Origin of the sequence: Mycobacterium neglectum (assembly GCF_002591975.1) — a bacterium.
Lineage (GTDB): Bacteria > Actinomycetota > Actinomycetes > Mycobacteriales > Mycobacteriaceae > Mycobacterium > Mycobacterium neglectum.
The window spans coordinates 80,370-95,966 of sequence record NZ_NVQE01000022.1 but is presented as its reverse complement, the minus strand read 5'-3'; the positions used below and the strand labels follow the sequence as shown (position 1 = coordinate 95,966).

The 15,597-nt window shown below is 65.8% G+C and carries 18 protein-coding genes; 5 read left to right on the top strand and 13 right to left on the bottom strand.

Annotated elements, in window-relative coordinates; genetic code table 11:
* Nucleotides 1-532, bottom strand: a 532-nt coding sequence (locus CSQ99_RS18170; RefSeq protein WP_141562694.1) for a DUF222 domain-containing protein, incomplete at its 3' end; no start/stop codon positions are given.
* Between the two features lie 493 nt (nt 533-1,025).
* Entirely contained in the window at nt 1,026-2,402 is a 1,377-nt protein-coding gene (locus CSQ99_RS18165; protein WP_099040396.1) for an MFS transporter, read from the bottom strand.
* A gap of 76 nt (nt 2,403-2,478) precedes the next feature.
* Between CSQ99_RS18165 and CSQ99_RS18160 the strand changes: the two genes are divergently transcribed.
* Both CSQ99_RS18160 and CSQ99_RS18155 read left to right on the top strand, forming a co-directional pair.
* Nucleotides 2,479-3,282 carry a glycoside hydrolase family 16 protein gene (locus CSQ99_RS18160; protein ID WP_099040395.1) on the top strand — a complete coding sequence of 268 codons (804 nt, stop codon included), beginning with the start codon at nt 2,479-2,481 and terminating at the stop codon, nt 3,280-3,282.
* A 184-nt stretch (nt 3,283-3,466) separates the two neighbouring features.
* A complete protein-coding gene (locus tag CSQ99_RS18155; protein ID WP_099040394.1) occupies nt 3,467-4,297 on the top strand; it encodes an LLM class F420-dependent oxidoreductase in 831 nt (276 codons plus the stop codon).
* 12 nt (nt 4,298-4,309) lie between these two features.
* Here CSQ99_RS18155 and CSQ99_RS18150 read toward each other — a convergent pair whose 3' ends face one another.
* On the bottom strand, nt 4,310-5,149 hold the full coding sequence (locus CSQ99_RS18150; RefSeq protein ID WP_099040393.1) for an SDR family oxidoreductase: 840 nt from the start codon (nt 5,147-5,149) through the stop codon (nt 4,310-4,312).
* 119 nt (nt 5,150-5,268) lie between these two features.
* On the opposite strand from CSQ99_RS18150, the gene CSQ99_RS18145 reads away from it, so the two are divergent.
* Nucleotides 5,269-5,544 carry a hypothetical protein gene (locus CSQ99_RS18145; RefSeq protein WP_099040407.1) on the top strand — a complete coding sequence of 92 codons (276 nt, stop codon included), beginning with the start codon at nt 5,269-5,271 and terminating at the stop codon, nt 5,542-5,544.
* 179 nt (nt 5,545-5,723) lie between these two features.
* On the opposite strand, the gene CSQ99_RS18140 is transcribed toward CSQ99_RS18145, so the two are convergent.
* The 8 genes from CSQ99_RS18140 to CSQ99_RS18105 form a co-directional block, all read right to left on the bottom strand.
* Nucleotides 5,724-6,416: a hypothetical protein gene (locus tag CSQ99_RS18140; protein ID WP_099040392.1), complete on the bottom strand. Its 693-nt coding sequence runs from the start codon at nt 6,414-6,416 to the stop codon at nt 5,724-5,726.
* Nucleotides 6,413-7,345 (bottom strand): vWA domain-containing protein, encoded by a 933-nt coding sequence (locus CSQ99_RS18135; RefSeq protein ID WP_099040406.1) that lies wholly within the window; start codon nt 7,343-7,345, stop codon nt 6,413-6,415. Before CSQ99_RS18135 ends, CSQ99_RS18140 begins: the two co-directional genes overlap by 4 nt.
* A complete protein-coding gene (locus tag CSQ99_RS18130; protein ID WP_099040391.1) occupies nt 7,342-8,316 on the bottom strand; it encodes a hypothetical protein in 975 nt (324 codons plus the stop codon). The genes CSQ99_RS18135 and CSQ99_RS18130 overlap by 4 nt, the downstream gene beginning before the upstream one ends.
* Nucleotides 8,307-8,780 carry a hypothetical protein gene (locus tag CSQ99_RS18125; RefSeq protein ID WP_099040390.1) on the bottom strand — a complete coding sequence of 158 codons (474 nt, stop codon included), beginning with the start codon at nt 8,778-8,780 and terminating at the stop codon, nt 8,307-8,309. Before CSQ99_RS18125 ends, CSQ99_RS18130 begins: the two co-directional genes overlap by 10 nt.
* A complete protein-coding gene (locus CSQ99_RS18120; protein ID WP_099040389.1) occupies nt 8,770-9,642 on the bottom strand; it encodes a DUF58 domain-containing protein in 873 nt (290 codons plus the stop codon). The genes CSQ99_RS18125 and CSQ99_RS18120 overlap by 11 nt, the downstream gene beginning before the upstream one ends.
* Nucleotides 9,643-9,646: 4 nt before the next feature.
* The gene (locus CSQ99_RS18115; RefSeq protein WP_099040388.1) at nt 9,647-10,648 is read right to left on the bottom strand and encodes an AAA family ATPase; all 1,002 of its coding nucleotides are present in this window, start codon (nt 10,646-10,648) and stop codon (nt 9,647-9,649) included.
* A gap of 71 nt (nt 10,649-10,719) precedes the next feature.
* Nucleotides 10,720-11,097, bottom strand: a complete 378-nt coding sequence (locus CSQ99_RS18110) for a nuclear transport factor 2 family protein (RefSeq protein ID WP_245908978.1) — start codon at nt 11,095-11,097, stop codon at nt 10,720-10,722.
* Nucleotides 11,097-11,957 carry an acyl-CoA thioesterase gene (locus CSQ99_RS18105; protein WP_099040404.1) on the bottom strand — a complete coding sequence of 287 codons (861 nt, stop codon included), beginning with the start codon at nt 11,955-11,957 and terminating at the stop codon, nt 11,097-11,099. The genes CSQ99_RS18110 and CSQ99_RS18105 overlap by 1 nt, the downstream gene beginning before the upstream one ends.
* A 297-nt stretch (nt 11,958-12,254) precedes the next feature.
* Here CSQ99_RS18105 and CSQ99_RS18100 point away from each other — a divergent pair, with 297 nt between their 5' ends.
* Complete coding sequence (locus CSQ99_RS18100) at nt 12,255-12,680, top strand: pyridoxamine 5'-phosphate oxidase family protein (RefSeq protein ID WP_099040387.1); 426 nt, start codon at nt 12,255-12,257, stop codon at nt 12,678-12,680.
* A 4-nt stretch (nt 12,681-12,684) separates the two neighbouring features.
* On the opposite strand, the gene CSQ99_RS18095 is transcribed toward CSQ99_RS18100, so the two are convergent.
* Together CSQ99_RS18095 and CSQ99_RS18090 are read right to left on the bottom strand one after the other, a co-directional pair.
* A complete protein-coding gene (locus CSQ99_RS18095) occupies nt 12,685-13,224 on the bottom strand; it encodes a COG4315 family predicted lipoprotein (protein WP_099040386.1) in 540 nt (179 codons plus the stop codon).
* Between the two features lie 53 nt (nt 13,225-13,277).
* The gene (locus CSQ99_RS18090; RefSeq protein WP_099040385.1) at nt 13,278-14,747 is read right to left on the bottom strand and encodes an amidase; all 1,470 of its coding nucleotides are present in this window, start codon (nt 14,745-14,747) and stop codon (nt 13,278-13,280) included.
* A 71-nt stretch (nt 14,748-14,818) separates the two neighbouring features.
* Between CSQ99_RS18090 and CSQ99_RS18085 the strand changes: the two genes are divergently transcribed.
* Entirely contained in the window at nt 14,819-15,592 is a 774-nt protein-coding gene (locus CSQ99_RS18085; protein ID WP_099040384.1) for an enoyl-CoA hydratase/isomerase family protein, read from the top strand.
* Nucleotides 15,593-15,597 lie beyond the last annotated feature (5 nt).

Sequence of the window (15,597 nt, the reverse complement as noted above, 5' to 3'; positions counted from 1 at the left end):
GCTCGTCGCTGTGGGTTTTGGTGATCGAGGGCGGCCGCTCGGGCTCAGGTGGGGGTGCGCAGTCAGGGTCGGGGTCGGTATTGCTCCAGGGATCGGGTTCGGGTTCTAGCGGTGGTTCGGCCTTCAAAGCGGTGCCCAGCTGACTGACGGTCGCACACCGGGCCAGGGCTGCGTAATGCTCATCAGATCCCTCGCCGGCTTTCTCAGCGATGATGCCCACCTGATCCAGCGATAGCCATCCTTCACGCATACCTTGCGCGCAGCGCGGGAACTGCGGCAGCCGGTGGGCGATGGTGGCGACCTTCGCGGCGTTTCTGGCCGAGCTACCGGTCTTCCACGCCACCAACGCCGCGATCGAGCGGGCCCCGGTGATGCCCACCAAATTGTCGTGGTCCATCTCGGCCACAATGTCCACGATGCGCCCATCGATGGCGTTGCGCTGACCCATCAACTCGCCCAACTCGCCGAACAACACCTCCAGACGATCCACCGGACGCACAACAGGTGCGTCAGAAGTGGCGGTCGAGGACATAACCCCATCAAAACAGAAGGGTCCGACAAGTTCGGGCTGCGGACATGCGCGACCGCGCGTAGCCGTGAGATGTGTTGACGCGCAGGGCTTAGGTGCCCGGCGGCACCGGACCCGACACGCCGCGTATCGCTACGGGGTGCAGGCGAATGGGGTGCAGTCGATCGTGATCGGAATGACGCAACCCGACGTCGTCGCAATGATTCCTGCGAACATGAGCGCGAGGATGAATTTGCGTGTGAGTGTTGGCATTACAGAACCCCCTCGTCCGTGATGACGACTTCTGCTGGCCAATTGACTGTACGCCGCCATAACCTCAAGATCGCCGGATTTTGACGGATCAGTCAGGAATTCGTTTGGACTGCGCCCCAACCAGATTCAAGATCACTTTCTTGCCCTGGCACCATTCCGGCCTTGACCGGAGCCCGCAGTCCGACGACAGCTAATTCGTCAGTTGTTGCTGCGCAGTTGGTCAGTCCTTGACGGGACCATCCGGTCATCGAGCGGTTGAGGGAACCGGGACCATCCAGGCACTGCCCTGCTCGCGATCGAGCACTGTTTCGCCCTTGTTCTTCAGCGCGAAGATGTACACGAGCAGGCTCACACCGATGATCACTGTGACGTAGATGATGAACAAGGTGATGTGATCGGGCTTGGCCGCCTGGTACAGCAGCGGGGCCGTGCCGCCGAACGCGGAGTTCGCGAGGGCGTAACCCAAACCCACTCCCAGCGCCCGGATTTCAGCGGGGAACAGCTCGGCCTTCACGATCGCGTTCACCGACGTGTAACCGGTGATGATGATGTAGCCCACGGCCAGAATCAGAAACGCCATGACCGCCGACGTCGTCTTCGGTAGATAGGTGAGCAGCACGTAGGTGTAAATCACGCCGGTCACTCCGAAGAAGACCAGCAGGGGCTTTCGTCCGACGCGGTCGCTGATGAGACCGCCCACCGGTTGCAGCAGCATCAGGAAGATGAGCCCCAACAGGTTGACCCACGTCGCCGTCATCGCGCGGTCAGATCCAAAGGTGGACTTCACGATTGCGGGCGCGTTGACGCTGTAGGTGTAGAAGGCGACCGTACCGCCTGCGGTGATGAGGAAGACGAGTAGCAGGGGCCGCCAGTGGGTGGTGAACAACGTCTTCAAGGAGCCCGCCTCACGGTCCTTGCCCTCACGGATGGACTCCAGATGTGACTCGCTGAGCGACTCGTCCATCGAGCGCCGGATCCACAGGACGACGAGTGCGGCGATGCCACCGATGAAGAAGCCGATCCGCCAGCCCCACTCGTGCATCGCGTCGTCGTCGAGGAACTGCAACGCGATCAGCAACGTGAACTGGGCCAGAACGTGGCCGCCGACGAGCGTGACGTACTGGAACGAGGACAGGAAGCCACGCCGATTAGCCGTCGCCGCCTCCGACATGTACGTCGCCGATGTGCCGTACTCGCCGCCGGTGGCGAACCCCTGCACCAGCCGGGCGAGGACCAGGATCACCGCCGCCCAGTAGCCGATGCTCTCGCGCGTTGGCATGACCGCCACGACGAAGGAGCACGTCGACATGACGGTGATGCTGAACATCAGTGCCGCTTTACGGCCGCGGCGGTCGGCAAAGCGACCGAAGAACCACGATCCCACCGGTCGCATGACGAAGGTGACGGCGAAGATCGCGTAGATGTAGACCGTCGAGTTGGTGTCGGCCTTGTCGAAGAACTGCGCCTCGAAGTAGGACGCGAAGACCGTGTAGACGTAGACGTCGTACCACTCGACGAGATTGCCTGCCGAGCCCTTCATGGTGTTGAGCACCGCCCGCCGGGTGCTCGTGGGGGCGCGCGTCGGCCCGGACTGGGTGGATGTCTCCGCCGCATCGCTCATTCGGGCGACGGTAGTTGGACGCACCTCAAGATCGAAGGAGTTTGCGCTCGGCAGCCAGAAGGGCTTTCCTGTTGGAATGCCTGAACTGAATCGCCGAAGCGTCATGCAACTGGCCGGCATCGGCGCGCTGGCGGCCGCCATGCCCCTGCCCACCGCCAACGCTGAGCCGTCGACCAGCACCTACCTGTTCGAAGATAACTTCGACGGGAAGGCTGGATCGGCCCCGAACTTCTCGAAGTGGGAGCCGGCCTACGAGCGCGAGACCATGGAGGACCCCACTTTCTGGGAGTTGCCTGGGAACGTCGGCCAGTACCGCGACGACCGGAAGAACCTCTTCCTGGACGGCAAGTCCAATCTGGTGCTTCGTGCCGCCAAGGAGGGCGACACGTACTACAGCGGCAAGCTCTTCGGCAGATACCGGGGCCCCATCAACACCACCTGGGAAGCCCGGGTCAAGTTCAACTGCCTGACACCGGGATGCTGGCCGGCCTGGTATCTGGCCAACAACAGTCCGGACAACGGCGGCGAAGTCGACATCATCGAGTGGTACGGCAACGGCAGCTGGGCCCCGGGCACCACCGTCCACGCCAACCTCAACGGCGGCGAAAACGTCAGCCACACCATCGCGCCGGACAGTGCATGGCACCGATGGCGCGCCCAGTGGACGGAGTCAGGCATCAGCTTCTGGCTGGACCACACCGAAGGTGCGGCACCGTACTTCACCGTCACGCCCGCCAGCCTGCCCAACTACCAGTTCAACACTCCCGGTTACACGCTGTTCCCGATCTTGGGTCTCGCGGTCGCCGGTTCCGGCGGCGGCGATCCCAGCGGCGGCACCTACCCCGCGGAGATGCTCGTCGACTGGGTTCGCGTCTGGTGACGCAGACCGGAATCCACCCGGAAAACCCCTGCGCGCCAGCGTGACTCCTCGGTTCGCCATCGGCGAGGGAACCATCCCCCGCCGCGGGCCCGGTCTTGGACAAAACGCTTGCGCAGCCGCCAACGGGGAATACATCTCATCGAGGCGGCCTTAAGCAGTACATATCCGATGATGGGAGCGGTTCATGAAGTTCGGGATCTCTACATTCGTGACCGACGACGGCATCGACCCTGTATCGCTGGCGACGGCGATCGAGGAGCGGGGTTTCGACGCGCTCGTGATCGCCGAGCACACCCACATTCCGGCAAGTCGTGAGTCGGCATATCCGATGGGCGGCGAGTTGCCGTCGATCTACTACCGGACGCTGGACCCGTTCGTCACGCTTGCCGCCGCGGCGGCCGTGACCTCCAGGATCGAACTGTTCACCGGCATCGCGCTGCTCATCCAGCGTGATCCGATCATCACGGCGAAGGAAGCCGCGAGTATCGATCTGATCTCCGGCGGCCGGTTCGTGTTCGGTGTGGGCGCCGGCTGGAACATCGAGGAATTGCGCCACCACGGCACCGACCCGAAGACACGCGGCGCGCTGCTCGACGAGCGCATCGAGGCCATCCGGGAACTGTGGACCAACGAACCCGCCGAGTATCACGGCCGCTACGTCGACTTCGATTCGTCGTACCTGCGGCCCAAGCCGGTGCAGAAGCCTCATCCGCCCATCTACATCGGCGGCGACTCCGATGCCACCGTCAAGCGCGTGATTCGGCACGAAGCGGGCTGGATCTCCAATCCCCTTCCCGTGGAACATCTGGCGAAGCGGATCGAACAGCTCCGTTCGGGTGCGGGCCACGACGTCCCATTGGCTCAGTTCGGCACACCCGCCGACCCCGAGTATTGGCGCGCGGTCGAGGACCTCGGATTCGGACAGGTGGCGCTGCTTCTGCCCACCAAGCCGCTCGACGAGTCGCTGCGGCTACTCGACGAGTACGCGGCGAAGGTTGCGCAGTACCGCGGCTGACGCCGTTGCGGCTCAGCCGTTTTGGGCGGCCGCCCTGGCGCGCTCTTTCATCGAGGCGATCACTCCGCCGTCGTTGAGGATGTCGGTGCCGGTGAGATAACCGGCGGCGTCACTGCCGCAGAAGGCGAGTAGCGCGCCCATTTCCTCCGGCTTACCCCAGCGTGGGACCGCGGCGTCGGCGACCATCGCACCCGCGCCCGCCTGCTCCTCGAGCCGGCCCATCTCGGTGTCGATGGAACCAGGGGAAACCGACACGACGCGCAGCCCCTTGCCGTTGAACCTCTCGCACTGCGATGTGCTGTACCACCGGACGAAGCTCTTGCTGATCGCGTAGGCGATACCGGATCGCGCCTCATCGCCGGCGATGTCGCAGGCCGACAGCATCGCCGTCATGAAAGCGGCTTCGTCGGTCAATGCGGTCGGGAACTGCGCGGCCGGAATCAGCTCGTCGGGCAGCATGTGGGCGGCCATCGACGCCACGTTGACGATGGCCGCGCCCTCGGACGCCGACTCGTAGAAGACCTCGTTGACGTTGACCGTGCCCACCGCGTTGGTCCGCATGACGTAGTCGGCATCGCCCATGCTCGGGCTGACCCCGGCCGTGTGAATGACCGAGGCAACCGTGCCAATACCGGCTGCGGTTTCGAACAGTCGGGTGACGGCGTCCCGGTCGGTGACGTCGCCGTTGACGGCAGTGGTCGTGACACCGAGATCCGTCAGCGCGTCAGCCGCGGCGTCGAGGCGCTCCTGCCTGATATCGCAGAGCACGACGGTGTGGTCGCTCCCGACGATCTTCGCCGTGGCCAGCCCCATGCCGCCCGCACCACCTGTGATCACCGAGACTCGAGTCATAGTGCGACGTTACATTCTACGGTCCAGGTGTCACAGTGCTGCCCGCGTGTTTGAGCATCCCGTAGGGTGGTTACTTCTACTAATTAGCCGGTTCGAATCGTGATGCTGGAGTGATGCTGATGCCATCGATCAAGACCACTTTGGGTGCCCTTGCGATCGCCGGCGGCATGAGCGCAGCAGCCCTCGGCATGGGCGCCGGACTGTCGATTGCCCAGCCGCCACCGTGTTCCCTTCCCCAGGGTGAGATACCGCCACCCCACGCCCCGCCGAAGCCGACCCAGGTCTGGCTCGGCGAGCCCGTCGTATGGACGTCCGGCTGGGGCGGCCGCTGGGGCGTGTGCAAGAACGGCCAGATGCTCACGCTGTCGTCCAACATCAACACCGGCGGCGGCTAGCGCAGTCACTGCTACGGACCGCACTACAACCCCGGGGCCACAGTGGCTGCGTCGCGAAAACCGCCGCGCCGAATTGCACGTCGCACATGAGATGTTCCTACACATGGGAGCCGACAGCTTCGCCGAGCGGACCCGCCGCGAGCTTAGAAGGATGCGTGAATAGCGCCATCAGCCACTGGTCAGGCCGCGGCGTCACGCAGAATCTGCTGTAGCTGCTCCATCGGTGTGCCGGGTTCGAGGCGTAATTGCGCGTCGGTATCGGTGGAGGTCCCTCCTGCTTGCGCCGGTGGCGGCGGTGCGGCCGGCGTTCCTGCCGGTGGCGGAGGTGGGGGCGGCGCGACCTGTGCGGCATCGATCTTCGCATTGAGACGGGGCAGCGCGTCGTTGCGGAGAATCCGCCGTTGCGAATCCGCGTCGTCGTTTCCAGCGAAGCAACCCTGGGGAGCTTGTTCGACAACCGTTCGCGCGCCGACGTATCGGGCGATCGCGGTCCGCCCGTCGAGCACCGCTGCGGCGCGGTCACCCAACGTCTCGCGGACCAGTTGGAGGTTTACCCGCGCCGCGCAGGATTCGGCAAGCTCCGTGCGCGCCAGGCTCTCGCTGAATTGGCGATCCGCCTCCTCGAGACGGTTGTCGAGCACCGCCAGACTGCCTGCGGCGAAGTACGCCTTGGCCGGCTCGATCACGTTCAGCACGGTGAGTGAATCCACTGCGCGGCGCAATCCGGCGTTGTGCCGCTCGGCGAACGCAGTGGCGGCAGAATCTCCGGCGATCACCACCGACAGCGACTTGACGATGACGACGACGAGGAGCAGCGCCACCGGTGCGGAGAACACCAGCAGACGACGACGCAGCCGAATCCGCGTGGTCATGGCGTCACGTCCACGCTGACGAACCTGCTGCGTCGCAGGTCGCGCAGCACGAGGTAGAGCTCGATCAGGATGAGCACCGCGGCGACGAGGGCAGGCAGCCAATATGTTTCAGTCTCTGCGCCCGCGGAGGCAAGAGCCGTCGTTGGCTCTTCCGTTCTGCTTTCCGGCAGTTCCGCGGTCAGCGGTGCTCCATCGGTGCGCGCGACGAACGGCACACCCAGCTGGCCGGCAACGCCCCGCAGCGTCGGCTCGCCGGCGCGGGTTCCGTAGCCGAGCACCGCCCCGCCGTCGACCGCCTCCGCCGGTGGAACGAATTCCCTTGCAGGCAGATCTGACTCAGGGGCGCCGGCACCGAGGTAGAAGACCAGCGTCGTGGCCCGCGGATACTGCTGGACCGCGCTGATCAACTGGTAGCGCAGCACGGTGCTCGCCGCGCCGGCATTGGTCAGTGTGACGTCGTCGGGACCGAATGCGTACGGGGTGATGGTGTCCAGGACCGGTCGCAGGCTCCACGTATCGGCCGACAGTGGCCAGTCCAGCGAAGGGGCCGAGGAGAACCCGATCACGGCGAACCGGGCACGCGGATAGCGGTCGATGAGCACCTCGAGATCGTCGCGCGCCAACTCCATTCGAGTTCGGCCGTCGACATCGCGCACCGCCATATCCGGTGAGCGGTCGAGGACCAGGAACACGTTCGGCTCTGTGTCCCCGGCGATCCGGGTGGGGGCCTCATCGCCGGATACCATCGTCACCCGGGCGGCCGCGACGACAAGCAGCAGGGCAGCGCACGTGACAAGAAGCCAGCGCCACAGCATCGTCCGGTTGCGGCCGGACGCCCGCCAACGGCGCAGCGCGAGGATCTGCGCGACAACCAGCAATGCGGCCATGGCAACCAGGAGTAACGGTGGTAGCACGGGATGCAGCGTCATCGCCGCACCACCAGCGGCCACAGCACCAGGCCAATCAGTGCCACCAGGGCCACTATCACTGGTATATCGGGTGTTTCGGTCGCACGGACGGCACCGTCCGTTGCGGCGGTCGGCGGTGGCGGGTGGTCTCTGATCTCAGTCAAGTCGGCGACCGTATTGGAATTCGGGGAGAACGAGCGGCCACCGCTCTCGCGGGCCACAGCGTCCAGCGCGCCGTTGGGCGTTTCGGTGAACAGTACGTTGATCTGAACACCGGCGTCCTCCGCCAGACCGCGGACCGCATCGGGAGTGAACAGGGTGGGCCGGGTGTCACCGGGCGCGCGAAGCGATCCCGGTCCGACGTAGATCAGCGAACGCCGTTGTGCCGGCTCCTCATCGGAGGACGGGAAGCCCGTCAGACACATCGCCATAACGTCCTCGACGCCCCCGGCGTAGTTGACGTAGGAGATGCCAGACACCCAGGTTGCCGCGTCGCCCGGTTGCTCCGATGCCGCCGCGTACGCATTGAACCGAGCTGCTGCGAATTGATAGTCACGCGTCAGCGGCACTATCCGCCGATCAGCGGAGGTCAACCCGATGCGCTGGGTGCCGAAGGCCGTCACCTGTTCGGCGAAGTATCGGAGTGTCGCACGGACGGCGGGGTCGGCTGGCGGACCACCCATGCACAGCATGATGTCCTCGGCCTGAACTCCCTGAGATTGCTTTGCGGCTGAGGGCAATCCGACGGGACGCGCGGCGGCGATCACGGAGGCACCGAAGATCACCGTCAACGCGACGATGGCAGCCACAGCCGACAAGGTACGCAGGCGGGCTGCCCGCCGATACTCCGGCAGCCGGGTCAGCCGCCCGACGTTGGCCAGCAGACGCAACCGCCGATGCTGGGAACGCTTCTGCTGCAGTAGCACCGCCGCGATACAGCTCGCCAACCCGAGACAGCCTGCGATCGCCACCACCCACCAGGTCAACTCCATGAGTGGATCAGCTCCTCGGCGGAGTCGCTCACTGCCCCGACGTCGACGACGGTGTCGGCGTTGAACTGGGCGTCGATCAGATCAGCCAAAACCGGTGCAGCCGAGGCCAGCTCGCCAGCGGCGATGGCGTCCACCTGCATGTACTCAGCCCTGGCTCCGGTCGCCGCGTGCAGGAACGCCCGTACCTCCCGGCTGACGGCTGCGGCGGCAGGCGCCGCGGCCAGTTCACCGGTGCGGTAGCGCTCGCCGATGGCGCGCACCGCCCGGGCGGACCGTCGTTTGACCAGTTCGCTGCGGGCGGCTCCGATGACGGGCAGGCCGCGGATCCGTCGCCCCGGCATCGTGAACACCAACACGGCTGCGTACCAGCCGATCAGGACCAGCACCAAAAGGACCGCCAACCAGAGCCACCACGACGAGTACGGGGTGGGTCCGATGACGAAACCGACCAGCTCATCTGACACGGGCAAACGCTCCGGTCATTGCCGTCAGTCCGGCCCTGATGCGGGTGCTGCCGGTGAATCGAGCATGCGGCACACCGTGCGTGGTCATGAAGGTCGAGAGGTGCTCCCGCCGTTCTAATTCGGCCCGGCGGTACGCCTCGACAACCTGTGGGCCGAGTGCGGTACCGCCCAGTACGACGCGGCCACCGGCGACGTCGTAACCGTCGTCCTCATCATCGACGGACCCGACCGCAGCCATATCGGCGACCATGGCCCACAGCACGTCGTGGCGCGCGGTGAGCTGGGTCAGAACCTCGCTGAGAGCGTCGCTGATCTCTGGCTCGTCGGACACGACGAAGATCAACATCGAACGACGGTAGTGCTTGGCCACCCAATTCAATTGCGTGACAACACTGCTGGGTGCCGGTGCCGTGGCGGTATGGTGGTGAAACCGATGCAACATGCTCTCGATGTGCGTCTCGCCTCGGCGCAGGCGGATGTCGACACTCCCACGGACGTCGCCGAACACCATTCCGATTTCGTCGGACCGGCGCAGTGTGATCAGGCCGATGGCGCCGATGACGTGCGATGCGATGTCGCGCTTGCGCTCGCCTGAAGGGGCCTGCGCAACGGTGTTCCGGCCGGCGTCGGCGATCACCAGGATCTTGTGGTGTTTCTCGGAGACAAAGCGTTTGATCAGAACGTGGCCCGACCGTGCGGTCGCCTTCCAGTCGATATCGCGGACGTCGTCGCCCGGCACATACGGCCGCAGGTCGTCGAACTCGAGGCTGCGGGTGTGCACCAACGCGTATCGGCCACCGTCCAGCAGTCCGGTCGTGTCGCGGCCGAAGAACTGCTTGGCGCGGTCGAGATGGGAGCCCATGGCCTCACGGCACCCGCACCGCAGCCAGCACCGCGTCGACCACCGTGTCGGGTGTGAGTTGCAGGCTGGCCGCCTCGAAGCCGAGGATCAGGCGGTGCCGCAGCACGCGATGGGCGACCCGAGCCACATCGTCGGGTACGACGTGGTTGCGGCCTCGGACGACGGCAAGGGCACGCGCTGTCCGGCAGAACGCGATCGTCGCCCTCGGACTGGCGCCGTATTCGATCAACCGGGCGATGTTCGCCGCGAGATACCGCTCGGGTTCCCGCGTCACGTTCACCAATCGGCTGGCGTACTCGATCAGGTCCCGGTCCATGTGCACGGTTCCGACAAGGTGCTGCACGCGCCGAATATCGTCGATACCGACCACCGGTGCCGTGCGGTGGTTCTTCTCGTACAGGCCGGCGTCCATCCGCAACACGACCTCGACCTCGTCGTTGATCGAGGGGTACGCAACGAGTTCCTTGAGCATGAATCGGTCGGTCTGTGCCTCCGACAGCGGGTAGGTGCCCTCCTGTTCGACCGGGTTCTGGGTGGCGATGACGAGGAAGGGTTCGGGGATCGCGTATTCCACTCCGGCGATCGTGGTCTGGCGTTCCTCCATGGCCTCGAGCATCGCGCTCTGGGTCTTCGCGCTGGACCGGTTGATCTCGTCGAGCAGCACGATATTGGTGTGCACCGGCCCGAGTTGGGTGACGAAGGAGTTGGTGGCCGCCTCATAGATCTGGGTGCCGATGATGTCGCTGGGCAACAGGTCGGGGGTGCACTGAATGCGTCGGAATCCGGCCTGGATTGATTCGGCGATGACGCGGGCGGCGGTGGTCTTGGCCAGGCCGGGGACGCTCTCGATCAGCAGGTGCCCACCGGCGAGAAGGGTGATGAGCAGCGACTCCCGCAGGTGCTCCTGACCGACCACTTTGGCCGAGAAGGCCGAGGACACCGCCGCGACCACGCGTTCGGCTTCTGCCAGATCCCGCTGGTCAAGCCGCGGTTGTGGCGCGGTCATAGATGCCTTCCTGAAGGGGACAAGTCCCGCTTGGGATACCCCGCCACGGTGATCTCACGCGTGCGACCGCGTCACTGTGGCGGTATGAGCACCGTGTAGAGCGCGCTGATGACGCCGTCCTCGATCACCGCCGCGTCGAAACCGGACATACCGGCCTGCCCGGTAGTCGGGTCGATGAGATTCCAGGCCAGATACCCGAAGTTCGGCAGGCGGTGCACCGGCCCGGCCGCGGCGAATTGCAGATCTCCGAGTTGCTGTTGCAAGGCCACGCATTTCGCTTCGAGCGCATTGCGGCCGGTGCTCACACCCTCTGCATCGGTCCAACGCACATTTGGTGCGTAGGTGCGTTCGATCGCGGCGCGCCTCGGGGCCTCGTCGCGTTCGTTGAAGACCTCGAGCAGGTTCGCCAGCATCAGGGTTTCGATTGGATCAGAGATCGGGGTAGACATCATGCCTCCTGTTTACGGCCGAAGTAGAGCTCCTGGGTTGCGATGCAGACCAGTTGGCCCGCCCGGTTGTACATCGTCGACGTCGTGAGTCCTCTGCCGGCGACGCCGCTGGGCGAAACCTGGTCGGACAGTACCCAATCCGACAAGTCGACGGGACGGTGAAACCACAGCGCATGGTCGATGAGCGCGTTGAAGGTGCTGATCGGCGTCTGTCGCCGCCGTGCGAGTGCCGCCTCGACCATCGTCGTGCCCGACAGGTACGTCAGCAGACAGCTGTGCAACACCTCGTCGGCCGGCACGGAGCCGTTGGGCCGCCACCACATTCGCATTCGTCCAGGCGGGTCGGGCAACTCCAGGGCCAGGCGGGGTGGTGCGTCGACGTAGCGCAGATCGAAGGCCTGCGGGCGTACCCAGTGCCCGCCGAGCTCATCGGCGTAGTCCGCCAACTGCTCCTGGATCGGCGGCAGGGTTTCCGGGTCGGCGACGTCGGGCATCGGTTGGTGGTAGTCGAGCGACTCGATCGGCGCACTGAACGACGCGAGTACTTCGAGCAGGATCTGACCGTTCTGGCGCGCCGTGATCTGGCGGGTCGACAGCGAGCCGCCGTCGCGCGCCACATCGACGAGGAAGTCGACGGGCTCGCGAGCGTCGCCGGCTCGCACGTAGTACACGTGCATGCTGTGCGGTGTCCGGCCGGGCGCCGTCAGGCTCGCCGCCATCAGCGCCTGCCCGGCGATATGGCCGCCGACGATGTGGTGGGCCGGATTGTCGAGCTGTCCGGCGCGGAAATGATCGTCGTCGACACGATCGACGTGAAGGGTGGCGATAACGTCGGCCAAGGTCGGCGGGCGGTACGTCACCTGCGCATCATGCCCCACCGGCGACGACACGTCGTACACGAGGTCTGACGTTGCCGCATGTCACTGCCTTGGCGCATACGTGTGGGTGACGCGGCCGACATGGCTGTACCTGTCCCGATTCAGCGACCGCACAGACTAATTCACGCGCCGTTTTCGCCGGTCGGATCGCGGGTAGAAGTGAGTCATGACGACTCCGGAGCCCGCGAAGGAAGCCGACGAAATTCTGACCACACCCGCCACCCCGGGAGCAGAGGCGCTGCCGACGGAGACTGATGAGGACGACGAGTCATCGAAGAAATGAGTTCTGACAATTCGCTGACTGCCCAGGACCTCGAGTTCCTCCGGCGCCCCCTGCACGGATTCCTGTCCGTGGCCAAGGGCCCTGTTCCGCCACAGCCCCGGCCGGTGTGGTTCGAGGCCACCGACGAGGGCACGGTCCAATTGTTCACGGGCCCAGACACTCTCAAGGTACGGCGCGTGCGTGACGACCCGCGTGCCTCACTCGTCATCGCCGCGCCGGTGGGTGAACGAGAGAGGTGGGTATCCGTCGCCGGCCGCGCCACGGTCGAATCCGACGGAGGACGGGACCTGGCCGCCCGACTGGCCGCGCGCTACTGGGACCTCGACGACCCAGCACGTGCAAAGGATCTCGCCGAGATTCTGGCCGAGGACCAGGTTCGTTTCGTCATCCACCCGGAGCGCGTGAGTCGCTACGCGTACTGACTCGTCAGGCCAACGGCTGCCCGTCCTTGGTCAGCACGTGCCACTCGCCGCCGAACAGGTCCAAGCCCTGTCCCCCGGCGTCCATATCGCTCTTGTCGCCCGCATAGTGGTACAGCGGGTGGCCCTTGTAGGTGACCTGGTTGGCGCCGTCGCGGCGCGGAGTCGTTGCCGCCGCGGCCGCGTCGATGCCGATGCCGCCCGCCGGATTGCCCTTGGCCAGTATCGGCAGCCACGTGTCGGCACAGGCGTCGTAACAGGTCGGTTCGTTCAACGGGTCCGACGTGAACGCGTACACGGTGCGGCCCGAACCGTCGACGATGATCTGTCCCAGATCGCCGCGGTCGTCCATCTCGAGTGAGACGTCCCCGATGGGCGGAATTCGATCGGTCGAGGGAATCGGGGTGGGCGTGGCCGTTGCCTCTGTTCTCGGTGTGGCCACTGTGGTCGCGCCGGTCGTCGAGGACTCGGTGGCGGCCTGATTGGCGAATGCGGCACACGAGGTCAGAGCTAAGGCGCTGACCAGGAGAATCGGAAGCGGATGCATGGAATTTGCATTTCCACCTGCGGTTCAGGTCAAACCCACAGTGGTGCGCACCACTAGACGGGTGCGACGCGATCCGCCCACGGCAATGCCCGCTCGAGCTGGGCCGCCAACCGGATGAGCAGCGACTCGCCCGCCAGTGGGGCGACGAATTGCACGCCCAACGGAATACCCGACGCGGTCCAGTGCGTCGGCAGCGTAATCGCGGGCCGCCCAGTGATATTTGCCAGCTGCGTGTACGGCACCCAGCCGAGGTTCTTGTCCACCATGTCGTCGACGATCTTCGTGAAGCGCAAGATCCGGGACGTGCGCGTCTTGATCAACAGGTCTGCGCCGTGCTGCAACGCGACGGGTAGATCGAATTCGCCGATCTTCGGGGGCGGAGTGGCCAGTGAGGGGGTCATCAGCAGGTCATAGGACTCGAAGAACGTGGTCAAGCGGCGGGTGTGCTCGTGACGCTTCTGGACCGCATCGACATAGTCCACGCTGCGGGTCGCGCGACCGAGTGCCGCCATGATCAGGGTGTCGCGCTCGAAGGACTCGTCGCCGGCGCCGCTGACGCGCTTGGCCTCGGCGAGTTCCCACGCCGTGTAGACGAACCACCCGAGCAGGAACTCCCGCGCCAGCGCGGCATCGTCGAAGGGCGCCTGCGGCAGCTCGTCGACGTGGTGGCCCAGCTCGGTCAACGCCTTGACGGTCGCTTCGACGGCCGCGTACGCCTCGGGATGCGGCGAGGGATTGATCGCCGTCGGCACTCGCACGCCGATTCGCAGCGTGCCCGGGTCTGCTCCGACGGACGACGCGAACGGTGCGTCCGGCATGCCGGGCACGAAGGGTCCGGACGGTTCGCCGCCGCCGATGACGTCGAGCATCGCGGCGGTATCGCGCACCGTGCGCGAGACAACGCCCTGCACGGCCGCGCCATGCATGGACTCGCCCGTCGCCGGCCCCGAGGGCGTCAGCCCACGGCCGGGTTTCAAACCGACCAGCCCACAGCTGGCGGCCGGGATGCGGATCGACCCGCCACCGTCGCTCGCACCGGCACACGGCACGATCCCCGCCGCGACCGCGGCGGCCGATCCGCCCGACGAGCCACCCGGCGAGCGCTGGAGATCCCACGGATTGCGGGTCGGACCCCACGCGACGGGCTCGGTGATCCCCTTCGCCCCGAACTCCGGGGTGTTGGTCTTGCCGAAGATGACCAGCCCCGCGTCGATCCAGCGCTGGACGACGGTGGCGTGCGCGGCAGCGGGCACCGACATCAGCGCACGTGAGCCATTCGATGTCGGCAGACCGGCATAGTCCTGCGACAAGTCCTTGATCAGGAACGGGACGCCGGCGAACGGGCCGCCGAGATCGGCCGTAGGTGCCGCGGGGACGTCGCGCACGATCGCGTTGATCCGCGGGTTCACCACGGCGGCGCGCTCCCGCGCGAGGGTCAGCAGCTCGGCCGCGGACACCTCCTTGTCGGCGACCAGTTTCGCCAGCCCGGTGGCGTCGTACGTCCGGTACTCCTCGAAGTTCATCGTCCGACGGTATGTCTCGCCCGGCCGCTTCGGTCACCCTCCCCAGCGCTTGGACATGGCATCGTGGCGCCATGAGCCTCGTCACCTACGAGTTGGACGATCACATCGCCACGATCACGCTCAATCGGCCCGAGGCGCGCAACGCCATCAACGGCGCTCTCCGGCAAGAGCTGAACGCGGCGTGGGAGCGGTTCCGCGACGACGAAGACGCGTGGGTGGGAATTCTGACTGCCAACGGCAGCGTGTTCTGCGCCGGAGGCGACCTCAAGGACGGCGAGGGGTCGGTGGGCACCTTCGGCGGCACGTTCTGGGAGAAGCCGACAATCAATTCGTTCGAGAGCGGGATGGAACTGTTCAAGCCGACGATCGCCGCCGTCAACGGCCCGTGCGTCGGCTACGGTGTGACGGGAGTTCTGTTCTGCGACTTCGTCTTTGCCTCTACTACGGCCACGTTCTCGTTCCCCGAGGTGACGCTTGGCATGCCCACCATCGTCGGAGCGATTCGCCTGCCCGAGCGGCTGCGCTGGGCCGACGCCATGGAACTGCTGCTGACCGGTGCACCGATGACGGCCGAACGCGCCAAAGAGGTTGGCCTGGTGTGGAAGCTGGTCGAACCCGACGATCTGCAGGCGCAGGCCCGCGCATGGGCGCAGACCCTGACGAAGGCCGCGCCCCTGGCACAGCGCGCCACCAAAGAGGTCGCGTGGCGCACCGCGAACATGGGGTGGATCGAGTCCGTCCGGTTCGGTGAGACGATGCGCAAAGTCGCCGCAGCCACTGATGATGTCGCCGAGGGGATCCAGGCGTGGCGGGAGAAGCGCAGGCCACAGTGGCGGGGCCACTAGTACGG

Coding starts and splice junctions, on each gene's coding strand:
- CSQ99_RS18160 (WP_099040395.1), top strand. CDS start 2,479: ATGCCTGAACTGAATCGCCGAAGCGTCATGCAACTGGCCGGCATCGGC.
- CSQ99_RS18140 (WP_099040392.1), bottom strand. CDS start 6,416: ATGACCACGCGGATTCGGCTGCGTCGTCGTCTGCTGGTGTTCTCCGCA.
- CSQ99_RS18100 (WP_099040387.1), top strand. CDS start 12,255: ATGAGTTCTGACAATTCGCTGACTGCCCAGGACCTCGAGTTCCTCCGG.
- CSQ99_RS18085 (WP_099040384.1), top strand. CDS start 14,819: ATGAGCCTCGTCACCTACGAGTTGGACGATCACATCGCCACGATCACG.
- CSQ99_RS18115 (WP_099040388.1), bottom strand. CDS start 10,648: ATGACCGCGCCACAACCGCGGCTTGACCAGCGGGATCTGGCAGAAGCC.
- CSQ99_RS18120 (WP_099040389.1), bottom strand. CDS start 9,642: ATGGGCTCCCATCTCGACCGCGCCAAGCAGTTCTTCGGCCGCGACACG.
- CSQ99_RS18150 (WP_099040393.1), bottom strand. CDS start 5,149: ATGACTCGAGTCTCGGTGATCACAGGTGGTGCGGGCGGCATGGGGCTG.
- CSQ99_RS18095 (WP_099040386.1), bottom strand. CDS start 13,224: ATGCATCCGCTTCCGATTCTCCTGGTCAGCGCCTTAGCTCTGACCTCG.
- CSQ99_RS18130 (WP_099040391.1), bottom strand. CDS start 8,316: ATGGAGTTGACCTGGTGGGTGGTGGCGATCGCAGGCTGTCTCGGGTTG.
- CSQ99_RS18145 (WP_099040407.1), top strand. CDS start 5,269: ATGCCATCGATCAAGACCACTTTGGGTGCCCTTGCGATCGCCGGCGGC.
- CSQ99_RS18165 (WP_099040396.1), bottom strand. CDS start 2,402: ATGAGCGATGCGGCGGAGACATCCACCCAGTCCGGGCCGACGCGCGCC.
- CSQ99_RS18110 (WP_245908978.1), bottom strand. CDS start 11,097: ATGTCTACCCCGATCTCTGATCCAATCGAAACCCTGATGCTGGCGAAC.
- CSQ99_RS18090 (WP_099040385.1), bottom strand. CDS start 14,747: ATGAACTTCGAGGAGTACCGGACGTACGACGCCACCGGGCTGGCGAAA.
- CSQ99_RS18135 (WP_099040406.1), bottom strand. CDS start 7,345: ATGACGCTGCATCCCGTGCTACCACCGTTACTCCTGGTTGCCATGGCC.
- CSQ99_RS18155 (WP_099040394.1), top strand. CDS start 3,467: ATGAAGTTCGGGATCTCTACATTCGTGACCGACGACGGCATCGACCCT.